General features: G+C 49.8%; 12 protein-coding genes. 9 read left to right on the forward strand and 3 right to left on the reverse strand.

Annotated elements, in window-relative coordinates:
* Positions 1 to 40: 40 nt before the first annotated feature.
* The 9 genes from efp (at position 41) to radC (ending at position 9,638) form a co-directional block, all read left to right on the forward strand.
* Entirely contained in the window at positions 41 to 601 is a 561-nt protein-coding gene (gene efp, locus VLX91_15150) for an elongation factor P (GenBank protein ID HUI31546.1), read from the forward strand.
* A 116-nt stretch (positions 602 to 717) separates the two neighbouring features.
* Complete coding sequence (accB, locus tag VLX91_15155; protein HUI31547.1) at positions 718 to 1,206, forward strand: acetyl-CoA carboxylase biotin carboxyl carrier protein; 489 nt, start codon at positions 718 to 720, stop codon at positions 1,204 to 1,206.
* 40 nt (positions 1,207 to 1,246) lie between these two features.
* Positions 1,247 to 2,587 carry an acetyl-CoA carboxylase biotin carboxylase subunit gene (gene accC, locus VLX91_15160; GenBank protein HUI31548.1) on the forward strand — a complete coding sequence of 447 codons (1,341 nt, stop codon included), beginning with the start codon at positions 1,247 to 1,249 and terminating at the stop codon, positions 2,585 to 2,587.
* An 11-nt stretch (positions 2,588 to 2,598) separates the two neighbouring features.
* The gene (gcvH, locus tag VLX91_15165; GenBank protein HUI31549.1) at positions 2,599 to 2,979 is read left to right on the forward strand and encodes a glycine cleavage system protein GcvH; all 381 of its coding nucleotides are present in this window, start codon (positions 2,599 to 2,601) and stop codon (positions 2,977 to 2,979) included.
* Positions 2,980 to 3,060: 81 nt separating this feature from the next.
* On the forward strand, positions 3,061 to 4,404 hold the full coding sequence (gcvPA, locus tag VLX91_15170; protein HUI31550.1) for an aminomethyl-transferring glycine dehydrogenase subunit GcvPA: 1,344 nt from the start codon (positions 3,061 to 3,063) through the stop codon (positions 4,402 to 4,404).
* Positions 4,397 to 5,929, forward strand: a complete 1,533-nt coding sequence (gene guaA / locus VLX91_15175; GenBank protein ID HUI31551.1) for a glutamine-hydrolyzing GMP synthase — start codon at positions 4,397 to 4,399, stop codon at positions 5,927 to 5,929. The genes gcvPA and guaA overlap by 8 nt, the downstream gene beginning before the upstream one ends.
* 49 nt (positions 5,930 to 5,978) lie before the next feature.
* Complete coding sequence (locus VLX91_15180; GenBank protein HUI31552.1) at positions 5,979 to 6,917, forward strand: tetratricopeptide repeat protein; 939 nt, start codon at positions 5,979 to 5,981, stop codon at positions 6,915 to 6,917.
* On the forward strand, positions 6,914 to 8,848 hold the full coding sequence (locus VLX91_15185) for an ABC transporter substrate-binding protein (protein ID HUI31553.1): 1,935 nt from the start codon (positions 6,914 to 6,916) through the stop codon (positions 8,846 to 8,848). Before VLX91_15180 ends, VLX91_15185 begins: the two co-directional genes overlap by 4 nt.
* 82 nt (positions 8,849 to 8,930) lie before the next feature.
* The gene (gene radC / locus VLX91_15190; protein ID HUI31554.1) at positions 8,931 to 9,638 is read left to right on the forward strand and encodes a DNA repair protein RadC; all 708 of its coding nucleotides are present in this window, start codon (positions 8,931 to 8,933) and stop codon (positions 9,636 to 9,638) included.
* A gap of 21 nt (positions 9,639 to 9,659) precedes the next feature.
* On the opposite strand, the gene VLX91_15195 is transcribed toward radC, so the two are convergent.
* From VLX91_15195 to VLX91_15205, 3 genes are all read right to left on the reverse strand, one after another.
* Positions 9,660 to 11,396: a hypothetical protein gene (locus VLX91_15195; GenBank protein HUI31555.1), complete on the reverse strand. Its 1,737-nt coding sequence runs from the start codon at positions 11,394 to 11,396 to the stop codon at positions 9,660 to 9,662.
* A 277-nt stretch (positions 11,397 to 11,673) separates the two neighbouring features.
* Positions 11,674 to 11,853 carry a hypothetical protein gene (locus tag VLX91_15200; GenBank protein ID HUI31556.1) on the reverse strand — a complete coding sequence of 60 codons (180 nt, stop codon included), beginning with the start codon at positions 11,851 to 11,853 and terminating at the stop codon, positions 11,674 to 11,676.
* Between the two features lie 64 nt (positions 11,854 to 11,917).
* Positions 11,918 to 12,241, reverse strand: a complete 324-nt coding sequence (locus VLX91_15205) for a hypothetical protein (GenBank protein HUI31557.1) — start codon at positions 12,239 to 12,241, stop codon at positions 11,918 to 11,920.
* Positions 12,242 to 12,297 lie beyond the last annotated feature (56 nt).

Raw genomic sequence — 12,297 nt, forward strand, 5'->3', positions numbered from 1 at the left:
CAGGCAATATTTCAACGAACATCAAGATTTATGGGAGTTTATGGCGACAACATCTGAGTTCAGACCAGGTCTGACAATTAGATACAATAATGATCTTTGGACGATTGTTGAATTTCAACATGTGAACCCCGGCAACTGGCGGGCTTTCGTCCGGGCCAAAATGAAAAACATCAAGACCGGCCGGGTAATCGAAAATCGATTCCGTGCGGGCGAAGAAATCGAGGTCATCAGGATTGAACAGCGCGCATACCAGTATCTCTACCGTGACGGAGACATGCTTGTCTTCATGGATAATGGTACTTACGACCAGATCCAGGTTCCTGAAGAAGTAGTTGGCGAAGGGAGCAAATTTCTTAAAGAGAATGAGACCATCCAGCTTTTTTTCAACGGTACGGAAATAACCGGAGTCGAGATTCCGATATTTGTCAGCCTCAAGGTCGTCGAGACTGAACCTGGAATGAAGGGCGACAGCGTCAACAATGTCATGAAATCGGCAAAGTTGGAGACCGGTGCGACGGTGAACGTTCCTATTTTCGTCAACGAAGGAGATATGCTGAAGATAGACACGCGCACCGGCGATTACGTGGAGCGAGTGAAGTAGATATCAGAAAGCCACTTTTTGGACATTATCAAATTGTCCCGATCAAAGCCGGGACTTTTTCATTTTAATACTTGTCCTCACGAAAGTGGGGATGGAATTAGTGGATCGGAGCCAATATGGACATTAGTTATATCAAAGAACTTATCAAACTTTTGGATGAAAGCGGAGTCGACGAAATTGAAATCGAGGAAGAGGGAAAGAAAGTCAGGGTTAGCAAGGCTCACCATAATTCTTCCATACCTCAGGCTTTTCTTCCGCAATTTGTTTTGCAGGCTCCGATGGTTCCGCAACCTCCTGCTTCACCGGGAGTCGATTCCGCTGCGGCAGCTGAGGCTGTATCGGCGTCGAAACCGGATGAGAAGAAATATCATGAAGTCCGGTCTCCGATTGTCGGAACGTTTTATCGTGCTCCCGCTCCCAACGCCGACCCATACGTGCAGGTTGGTTCCGTAGTACAACAGGGAACGGTCCTCTGCATCGTCGAAGCAATGAAGCTGATGAACGAGATTGAGTCTGACGCCGCCGGTAGAATTGTGCAGATTCTCGTTGAAAACGGGAAGCCTGTCGAGTACAACCAACCGCTTTTCCTGGTAGAGCCGGTGTGACCTGCCAGTGGCTGATCGCTAACAATCAAGAGAGAGCCGATTGTTCAATAAGATATTAATTGCGAATAGAGGCGAAATAGCACTTCGCGTAATTAGAAGCTGCAAAGAACTTGGTATCAAGTCTGTTGCGATCTATTCCGAGGCCGATCGCGACGCCCTTCACGTCAGGTTTGCCGACGAGGCTGTTTGTATCGGTCCGCCTCCGAGCCGTGAAAGTTATCTTAATATTCCGCGCATAATAGCCGCCGCGGAAATTACGAATGCTGATGCGATCCATCCGGGCTACGGTTTTCTCGCGGAGAACGCCCAGTTCTCCGAGATTTGTCAAAGCAGCGGAATAAAATTCATAGGTCCGAAACCGGAAATGATTACGGCCATGGGCGACAAGGCGTCTGCAAAAGAGACGATGCGCAAAGCTGGAGTGCCTGTCGTGCCGGGAAGCGATGGTACGATTGAGGACATCAAAAAGGCAAAGGAAGTTGCCGATGGGATCGGTTATCCCGTCATCATAAAGGCAACTGCAGGGGGGGGCGGAAAAGGAATGCGCCTTGCTTGGCAGCCCGATGAGTTTGAAAGACAATTTCAAATGGCACAGACGGAAGCGGAAGCCGCATTTGGAAACAAGAGCGTGTACATCGAAAAATATGTCGAGGAACCGCGTCATATTGAGATCCAGGTTCTTGGTGACCGCCACGGCGAAGTCATCCACCTCGGCGAGCGCGAGTGTTCCATTCAAAGGCGGCATCAAAAGCTGATCGAAGAATCTCCTTCCCCGGTTGTCGATGCCGAGCTACGTGAGAGGATGGGTGCAGCAGCCGTGAAAGGGGCCAAGAGTGTTAGATATGAAGGGGCCGGCACCATCGAATTTCTTATCGACAAGAATAAGAACTTCTATTTCATGGAAATGAACACGAGGATTCAGGTGGAGCATCCTGTGACGGAGCAAGTCACCGGCTTCGATCTCGTGAAGGAACAGATCAATATCGCTGCCGGTGCGAGGGTCAGCAAGAAAAAATTGAAGCAGGTCGGCCATGCAATCGAATGTAGAATTAATGCGGAAGACCCGTACAAGGATTTTCGTCCGAATCCGGGCGTGATTACCGGGTTCCATACGCCCGGCGGCTACGGCGTGCGTATCGATTCGCATGCGTACGTCGGCTATATGATTCCGCCGTATTATGATTCGCTTATCGCGAAACTCATAACATTCGCTTCGAATAGAGAAGAGGCGATAGACAGAATGTCGCGTGCGCTCGAAGAATTTATCGTCGAGGGAGTTGCGACCACGATACCTTTCCATATGAAAGTCATGAAAGACGAGCGGTTCAGGAAAGGCGAATTCGACACACACTTCCTGGACTCATTTAATTTTGCAGATTGAAGGAGAGAAAAATGGAATTCCCTGCAAACCTGAAGTACACGAAAGACCACGAGTGGATTCGAGTCGAAGATGGCACAGGCACGGTCGGAATAACCGACTATGCGCAGGGCGAACTGGGCGACGTGGTTTTTGTAGAACTCCCGGCCGTCGGCACGAAATTGCAGCAAGGCAAACAATTCGGAACAATCGAAGCGGTGAAAACCGTTTCGGATATTTTCGCGCCGGTCAGCGGAGAAATAATTGAGATCAATTCCGCATTGAAGGATTCACCCGAAATTGTAAACAAGGAGCCGTACAAGGGAGGGTGGATGGTGAAAATAAAAATCGAGAACAAATCCGAGCTTGACAACCTTCTCGATGCCGCAAAATATCAGGAAATGGTGGGAAAATAGCAGGCAGTAAGTAGCTAGCAGTCTGCCGGCTCCTGCTCACTGCGTGCCCTTTACTACCTGCCGTTCAAAGGAGAATTGAGAGTGCCCTATTATCCGAACACCGACGATGATCGTCACGGAATGCTGGAGGCGATCGGAGTCAAAAACTTTCACGATCTGATAAAAGATATCCCCGAAGAAATCAGACTCAAGGCTGATCTGAAGATTCCTCCGGCGATGAGTGAGCTTGAAGTAGTCAAACATCTTTCGGCTCTCGCCGACAAAAATGTTAGTACTCAGGATGCCGTATCGTTCCTCGGCGCGGGTGCATACGATCATTTCATTCCATCTGCTGTCGGCGCACTTCTGAGCCGCTCGGAGTTCTATACGGCATACACTCCATATCAGGCCGAAGTAAGCCAGGGGACACTTCAGGCAATCTATGAATACCAAACGATGATCTGCCGGTTGACGGGGATGGACATTTCAAACGCTTCTCTCTACGACGCCGGAAGCGGACTGGCTGAGGCGGCCCTGATGTCGGCGGTCCATACAGGGAGAAGAAAAATTGTCGCAGTTCATCCTATTCATCCGTTGTATTTGCAGGTCGTCAGGACTTACGTCCACGGTCAGGGATTTGAGATCGTCGAGATTCCCGCAAAAGATGGGGCCGCTGACGTCGATGCCGTGAAAAAGAATGTCGACGAGAGCGCGGCTGCCGTCATGGTACAGCAACCGTCGTTCTTCGGAACGTTGAGCGATGTCTTTGCCCTCGCCGAAATTGCGCGTTCGAAAAAAGCGCTGTTTGTCGTCGGCGTAAATCCTATATCGCTCGGGCTCCTCGTACCGCCGGGCGAGTACGGGGCCGACGTGGTTATCGGTGAAGGTCAGCCGCTGGGGATTCCGCAAAGTTTCGGCGGGCCGTTTCTGGGAATTTTTGCCGTCAGAGAAGAATTGATCAGACGTTTGCCGGGGAGATTAGCCGGGATAACGGTTGATGCAGAAGGGAACCGCGGATTCGTCCTGACACTTCAGACCCGCGAACAGCAAATCAGGCGTGAGAAGGCGACATCGAACATCTGCACTAACGAAGGCTTAATGATGCTCGCCTCGACGATTTACATGTCGCTCATGGGCAAACAGGGGATCCGTGAAGTTGCCGAGCAGTCGAGCGCGAAGGCGCACTATCTTGCGGAACAGATCGGAAAGATTCCCGGATTCAAATTGAAATATCGTGAGCCGTTCTTCAATGAATTTCTCGTTTCGACCCCGGTCCCCGCGGAGAAAATCATTGACGCCGGAGTAGGAAAGAAAATTCTTGCCGGTTTGGATGTCGGGCGCCTCATTCCCGATGAGGACGGACTTTTGATTGCTGTGACTGAAAAGCGGACGCGGGACGAACTTGACGGGTTCGTGGAATTTTTGAAAAGTTTTAAAAATGGATAAAGTCTTAATTCTAGACTTCGGCGCTCAGTACACGCAGCTCATCGCCAGGCGTGTCCGTGAACTGAATGTCCTCAGCCTTGTCGAGAATTTTGATTTCCCATTGAATAAGATCCGCGAACTCAATCCGAAAGGCATAATTCTCTCCGGCGGTCCTTCTAGCGTATATCAAAAAAAGGCTCCGCTCCCTAAGAGAGACGTTCTTGAATCGGGAATCCCGATACTTGGAATCTGCTACGGACTTCAGGTCGTGGCACACCTCCTTGGGGGTGAAGTGGATCGCTCGGCACATCAGGAATTTGGAAAGGCTCTTCTGGTTGTCGACGATTCGGGCGACCTTCTTTCAGGCATCGGCGATGTATCGAAAGTCTGGATGAGCCACGCCGACAAGGTCACCAAGCTCCCGACCGGGTTCAGCCCGATTGCTCACACGGACAATTCACCCGTTGCGGCGGTCAGGTCGGCATCGAAAAAAATTTACGGCGTGCAATTCCATCCCGAAGTTGTTCACACGGCCAAAGGGAGAGAGATCCTTTCAAATTTTCTTTTCAAAATCTGCGGATGCACGGGCGACTGGAAAGCAGGAAACTTCATCGAAGAAAAGATCCATGAAATACGAGAGAAAGTCGGAGACGGGAAAGTCATCTGCGCGTTGAGCGGCGGAGTCGATTCTGCCGTTGCAGCGGTTTTAATCCAGAAGGCCATCGGCGATAAGCTGCACGCGGTTCATATCGATAACGGCCTCATGCGCAAGGATGAAAGCAAGAAGGTGGTGAAGTACTTCAAAAATAATTTCAAGATGAATCTCCATTACATCGACGCGTCGAAGACATTCCTCAGGAAACTCCGCGGCGTTGTCGATCCCGAGAAGAAGAGGAAAATCATCGGGAACACTTTCATAGAGGTTTTCGAGAAAGCAGCACGTGAAATAAAAAAGGTAAAATTCCTCGCACAGGGAACGCTGTACCCCGACGTCATCGAATCACAGTCTCACAAGGGTCCTTCCGCAAAAATAAAAACGCATCACAACGTCGGCGGGCTGCCCGAAGTGATGAAGCTGAAACTGATCGAGCCGTTCAGGCTTCTCTTCAAAGACGAAGTGCGCAATGTCGGACGCGAGCTCGGAATCTCAGATGAGATAATCGAAAGGCATCCGTTCCCCGGGCCCGGACTTGCCGTCAGAATTTTGGGAGACGTTTCGCCGGAAAAATTGGAAATACTCCGCCAGGCAGACGATATTTTCATCGACGAAATCAAGAAGCATGGAATCTACACCGATATCTGGCAGGCATTCGCCGTGCTCCTGCCGGTTCAATCGGTCGGCGTAATGGGTGATGAGAGAACTTACGAATGCACAGTCGCACTCCGTGCCGTCACGAGCGAAGACGGAATGACCGCGGATTGGGCGCAGGTTCCTTACGACCTCCTCGCTAAAGTGTCGGGAAGGATAATCAACGAAGTACGCGGAGTCAACCGGGTAGTTTACGATATCAGCAGCAAACCTCCTGCGACCATCGAATGGGAGTGAAAGTTTGCCGGACTACGGTTATTATTCGTTTTATGAGCGAGTATAGAAAATGGCGCTGTCGGTGAACGCGCTCCTCGACGAGGCGGTCGATTTCCTGGGTGACAACAAACCGCTCCACGCCATCCAGATCCTGCGAAAAGTCATTTCGAAAAATTCCGATTGCACAGATGCCTATTTGAAGCTGGCCGAAATTTATGTCGGGATGAATAACTACAACGCGGCGGAAGAACTTCTTCTCGACGGCCTGCGTAAACTGTCGGAGGATTACAAATTAGTTTATGCGCTTGGAAGTCTTTATTACAATCTCGGAGAATTAGAGAGAGCGCTTCCGCTTTTGAGGAAGCTGAACTCGTGGCGCAATCCGAGCGTGCATCTTGCGCTCGCGACTATCTTTCTCGAGCAGAACGAATTTCTCGAAGCGATCGCGGAAGTAAGAAGAGTTTTGCGGGGAGATGCGAAGTATCCCGATGCCAACGGAATCCTCGGAAGAATTTATCTGAAGCAAAAGAATTTCCCGAATGCGATAAAATATCTGCGCAGGGAGCTCGCCTTGAATGAATCTTCGGTCGAATTCCGCCTCGACCTTGCCACCGCATTTTATATGCTCGGCGACCTGCGCACAGCGCTCGAAGAATTTACGCTTCTCATTGACACCGATCCTGATTTTTTCCCGGGATGGCTGATGTGCGGAAAGATTTTGCTGGAGCTCGGCAAAGCCGACGAGTCGGAATTTTACCTGCAGCGTGCGATGAACCTGAATCCGAAGAATGCGGAACTCCTGCAGACGCTGGCAAATCTTTACAATGCCTTCGGCGAGGTTGAAAAAGCGCGAGCCATATTCGATGAGCTCGCCGCGACAAATGCAGTAGTTGAGGACGATACCGATACACTGGAAAATTTTTCTGCAACTCGAAATTGTTCGCGCCGTGATCCCAACTGGCACAATTCGGCCGGGGCAAAAACAGCGAGGAAAAGACGCCGACGATGAGAATCGCCACTGCCTTCCTGATATTGGTTGTTGCGGGCAGCGCTTATGCGCAGATTCCCTTCCGTCAACCTGATGAAACGAATTACAATCTAGGCCTGCAGAGCTACAAGCAGGGCGACTACTCGACCGCTTATCAATACTTCCGGCAGGTGATCAACGACTCGATGAACCAGAGATCCGCGGAAGCTTTTTACTACGGGTCAAAAAGTCTCTTCAGTCTTCATCGGTACCAGGAAGCGATTTCAACGATAGATACTTTTCTTGCCCGTTTTCCCGGCGACGAACATAAATACGAGATGATGTACATACTCGGTGCGGATTATTATTCGCTGGGAAAATATCAATCTGCCGGCGCGCAATTCGTGGTGGCGATAGATTCGGCAGGCGATCAGATGGTGAAGGACCGCGCCGTCGCAAGCCTCCGGACTCTCGTGACCTTCAATTTGAGTTTCGATGACATCAGAAATTTGTTCGCACAGTGCCGCACGCGGGTTTCTGCACTGACAATTGCAATCCCATTCGCGCGAAGGGCTTACTTTTCCGACAGGGTCGCGGTTGCCGACAGTCTCCTGAGAGAATTCATGCAGCGTTATCCGGAGTCCGGGACCGGGAGCGGCGAGATATCGAAGTGGCTCGACAGAATATCTGCCGACAAGGATTTAAGTCAAGCTTCGACAAAGATCGGTGCCTTGCTTCCCCTACAATACGGCGGAAGCGTCGGCGACCGACTTCTTCTCGGTATCCAGCTTGCGCTTGACGATTATAACGCCGCCGCACAGACAAAAGTCGGCCTTGTTCTCGAGAATTACGGGAGCAACCTTGTCACCCTTTATTCCGATATGCGCTCGCTCGCCAAAAACGACGCGGTCAAGGCGATCATCGGTCCGGTATTCAGCAACGAAGTATCGACGATCGAGGACATCGCAAACTCGTCGAAGGTCCCCACGATAACCCCGACTGCCACTCAGACGGGACTCGTCGCGGGAAACACATACATGTTTCAAGCGAATCCAAATTTCAAGACGCGCGCACGGGCAATGGCGGACTATGCGGTCAACGTCCTCCACATTCAAAAAATCTCTGTCCTCTCTCCTTCGGATACTTACGGCAAAACTATCGCAGGCTTCTTCGTCGCCCGTCTGAACGAGCTCAACGTCAAGCCGATCTCAGTCGAGTATTTTGAAACGGGAACGACTGATCTTTCAAAGGAGATGGAGAAAATAAAAAGCGATGCCGCCGCGCTTGGCGAGCCCTACATCGACTTCGCAACGCTCAACAAGGACCAGCAGGCGATTCTGAAAAGCTACGGCATCGCGTCTTCTTTCGTCGATTCGCTCGACAAATCGAGAGGAATTGTCGATGCATACGATTTGCTGGGCGACAATCCCCAGAAGGTGGCAGACTCCATCAAAATTCCTATAACGAGCAGGACCGTTCTCGGAGATTTCGAGGCGCTTCGTTCGCTCGGCGCGATCTTCATTCCTTTGACTTCATCGAAAGATATCGGGGTCGTCGGTGCGCAGATAGCCTACTACAACGTGAGGGCCCAGCTCATCGGCACTGACGACTGGTACGACCTGAACCAGCTTTCGAACAACGACTTATACGACGACGGTGTAATTTTCTGCAGCGACACGTATTTCGACACAAACTCACCCGCTTACAAAGCCGCCAGCGACACGCTGTCGCGGATTTCCGACATAGATTTCGACAGGACCATTTCCTACGGATACGATTTGACGAACGCGCTCCTCGACGTGATGAAAACGAAAACCGACAGGCCGGATATAGAGAACGCGCTGAAGTCGGAAACGTACCATGGCCTGCACTCCACAATTTCATTTTCCAGCGATAACTCGAATCACTACATACACATTCTCCAGTTCAAGAAAGGAAGCATCATCGATCTCGGCGAAGTGAACGCCAACTGATTCAACTGCTATCGGAAGAGGAAAGCCGATAGGCGCTGGCTTCCAATTTTGCGTTAGGATTCAATGAAGATGGGAGGCTGAAATGACCGACAATATCAAACGCACACTTCGCGAATGGCCTGAAAGCGAAAAGCCGCGCGAAAAACTTTTGTCCCATGGCGCAACGAAACTCACCGACGTGGAGCTCCTCGCAATACTCCTCAGGACCGGAACTCGCACGAAGTCTCATTCGAAGACCGCGGTAGACATCGCGAGGGAAGTCATGATGACATTCGACGATTCACTGGAAGTCCTCTCGGCGAGGGATGCGCTCGAGCTGTCTGCGATTGCGGGAATCGGAAAAGTAAAAGCGGTGACACTTTCCGCGGCGTTCGAGCTCGGGAGGAGAATGCAGAGCAATCCCAGCCGCGACATGCCGCTCCTCAACAATCCCGACGCCGTTTACAAGTTCATCATGCGAGAATTTGCGGGAGAAAAACGGGAGATATTCAAAGTCATTGCGCTCTCCACGTCGGGAAGGGTCAAGCGCGTCAAAACGGTGACGGAAGGAACGCTGAGCGCAAGTCTCGTAGATGCAAGGGCCGTGTTCAAGTTTGCGATACTCGAAGAAGCGGCGAGCATCATCGTGGTACACAATCACCCGAGCGGGAAGCTCGATCCGAGCAAGGAGGACATACAGATCACCAAAGACCTCGTTACCTCCGGAAGATTCCTGGACATCTGCGTGCACGACCATCTGATTGTCGGGCCGACAGGATATTTGAGCATGAAGAATGGGGGATATATTTGAATGAGCTGATTCGTAGTGTTTTCAGAAAAGGGCACTCAAGGAAACCTGTGCGTTCAATGAGTTCCAGTTAAGCCGAGGGCCGCCATCGTAGTCAACCTCTTTTCCCCAACTCAGCGAACACTGAAGACGAAGTCTATCCAAGATGTTCCCTCTTATGCTGCCACCCCATGCCCAATTTTCGTAGGGACTGCTTCCGCCGGAGTATTTCCAGGTTTCATAAGTCAAATTAAATCCAGCGTCCAATTCCGTTATTATACCAAATCTGCCGATGAAATCGACCTGCAGATCCGGCACTCTCGGAGATCGATCGGATTCCACGTTCGAAAGCACAATATTTACAGTTGCCGAGTAGTCTCCCGCATTATCTATCATCCCGAAGAAGTAGTCGAAATCGTTTAGCTCTGTCCCGTTGAATCTTAAATTGTGAAAAGTAAGTCCCCCAATTAGTTGATCCGTCCAGAAACTGCCTTCTCGAAGCGGTGCGCCAAGACTACCAGCCAGTTCGAGTTGGAGAAAATCGAGAGTACCAATTACAAGACTGTCGGATAGAAGAATCTTTTTCGTCGACCCAACTGAAGATTCCGAAAACAAGGAATAATACTCGTCCGTTAAATAATCAATCCGAGCTTGATTGATAGTTTCACCCCGGCAAAGGTATGCCCCGGTATAGAGTAACCTCCTCAAATCGTATGTCGACAAGAATCGCTTCGTGGAAATTATGTTCCATGACGCCGACAGAATAGCAAAATTGTAGCGATCATTGATCTTCCTTTCTTCCCGGTACAGCCCCTGGTATTCATCATTAGTGCTGTCGAATAAGTTTTCGTTTTGCTCATGATAGTACCAATCTATTCCAAACTTGAGGAGATCACCATCATTAACCATATAGCTCAGATTAAAACCGGGCTTCACTTCCCAGCTATTGCCTTGATATGAGAATATTCCATTTGAAAAGATCAAGGAAGACTTGCCGGAAGAAAAATCAAAGTATCCATTCATCCCAATGGCAAAGCGATCAGACAGACCGTACGTCAAACGAACAGGTAAGCCAATGGAGTACCCATCCCCGATTGACTGGCCGGTAAGAGATTCGCTTAAGTATGTTGGTGAAAAGGAAAATGCAAATTGATCAGGATCAAGGAGCAAGTCGGAAAAATAATAATACTGCTTAAGTCTTTCCTCGCTAAAATTCATTCGACCACCGGAAAGGTAGGTAGCCGATAATCCCAAAGAAGTATGCTTAGTAGTACTTTCACCTTCGTACTCCTCATATTCAACTCGATATGGCTCATATTCCGCATGTCCTGCAAACTCCCAGCTACTTCCAGGTCTTAGAGCAATACCGATATTGTAAAATCGATCCCGATCATTTGGCCAGGAGTTTCGCAGGTCGCCGGCCACTTCATAGCTTGTCCGATTCCCCACCATAAAATTTGCTTCACCGGTATTGAAGTGGTCTACCAACCCGTCATATCTGGAAGAAATATCAACGCTCTCCTCGTAATAGGAATAACTCAAGGAAGACAAAGCTGCATACGGAAGCCGACCGTAGATATCTTCGAAACGGGCCGATAGGGAATCAACTGCAAACTCAGCGGGCATAGACTTCATGCTTGACGTGTCTTGCCGCGCAAATGCTACAGAAGAAAAAACAGCCACCACTCCTATAGAATTCAGAAATCTTTTCGTTCTTTGCTCATTCAATGCAATCTGTGAAAACAGCCTGCACACCAATCGCCTGATCGCGACAGCTCCCATTTAATCGTTATCGGTTTAAGCTGTTACTAATTTTCTTTTTACAGCCACGATAGAAAATTATACGGGGGGCTCCCAACTTTGTCAAGCCAGTCAAATATTATGTTTTCTTTGACCGATGATCTCAATTCTTCAAGGGATATTCAAAAATAAAATGAGCAGCCTCAGCTATAGCGCGTCCCGGGCCAGGGAGTCGATAAGAGTGGAAGAATATGCTTCTTTTTGATGATCGAATCAGCCAGGAAGAGATGCGGATGCGAACGATTGAACCCGACATCCATCAAATCCACCATCCGATCCGTCCGAACGCCGATTCAATGGCTCCGGATCGCAATCGAAGCCTTCCAAATGCCAATCCGATGCGTCCAAACGCGAATTCAATGGTTCCAAATGGAGTTCCGATGAGTCCGAATGGCCACTCGATGGCTCCAAACGGAGTTACGATGCGTCCGGAAGGCATTCAGATGTGCCACATTGGCAAATCGATGGATCATATTGAGACTCCGATATGTCATACAGCACACTCAATGGGCCATATCGGCGGTCGAATGCATAATATTTGTGATCGAACTGGCCGCTTTGACGGCTCGATGGAAATTATCGGCAGCTCGACGGGCCATATCGGGGACCGAATGCAAAATATTGGCGCGTCGATGGGCCCAATCAGACACCGCATGAGAAGAATCAGCTTTCACATCGGCCATATCAACGCTCGTATGCAAATAATCAGAGCTCACATGTGCCATATTGGCACGCGAAGCAGAGATATCGAGCGTCAAAGGCCGGCCGGAGATTGTCGGCGTCATGGAGTCAGGATTGTAATCTTTCCCCTGGTTTCCACTTGACATTCACTTCATGGTGTATTAAAATTTAGCCGCAGATATTGCCAGAGGGCAGAAAGAAG

It is taken from the genome of Candidatus Acidiferrales bacterium (assembly GCA_035515795.1).
GTDB lineage: Bacteria > Bacteroidota > Ignavibacteria > Kryptoniales > JAKASW01 > JAKASW01.

Excerpts from the sequence above, each read along its gene's own strand:
- efp (HUI31546.1), top strand. The coding sequence starts at position 41 with ATGGCGACAACATCTGAGTTCAGACCAGGTCTGACAATTAGATACAAT.
- accB (HUI31547.1), top strand. The coding sequence starts at position 718 with ATGGACATTAGTTATATCAAAGAACTTATCAAACTTTTGGATGAAAGC.
- gcvH (HUI31549.1), top strand. The coding sequence starts at position 2,599 with ATGGAATTCCCTGCAAACCTGAAGTACACGAAAGACCACGAGTGGATT.
- guaA (HUI31551.1), top strand. The coding sequence starts at position 4,397 with ATGGATAAAGTCTTAATTCTAGACTTCGGCGCTCAGTACACGCAGCTC.
- VLX91_15180 (HUI31552.1), top strand. The coding sequence starts at position 5,979 with ATGGCGCTGTCGGTGAACGCGCTCCTCGACGAGGCGGTCGATTTCCTG.
- VLX91_15185 (HUI31553.1), top strand. The coding sequence starts at position 6,914 with ATGAGAATCGCCACTGCCTTCCTGATATTGGTTGTTGCGGGCAGCGCT.
- radC (HUI31554.1), top strand. The coding sequence starts at position 8,931 with ATGACCGACAATATCAAACGCACACTTCGCGAATGGCCTGAAAGCGAA.
- VLX91_15195 (HUI31555.1), bottom strand. The coding sequence starts at position 11,396 with ATGGGAGCTGTCGCGATCAGGCGATTGGTGTGCAGGCTGTTTTCACAG.
- VLX91_15200 (HUI31556.1), bottom strand. The coding sequence starts at position 11,853 with ATGCCTTCCGGACGCATCGTAACTCCGTTTGGAGCCATCGAGTGGCCA.
- VLX91_15205 (HUI31557.1), bottom strand. The coding sequence starts at position 12,241 with ATGTCAAGTGGAAACCAGGGGAAAGATTACAATCCTGACTCCATGACG.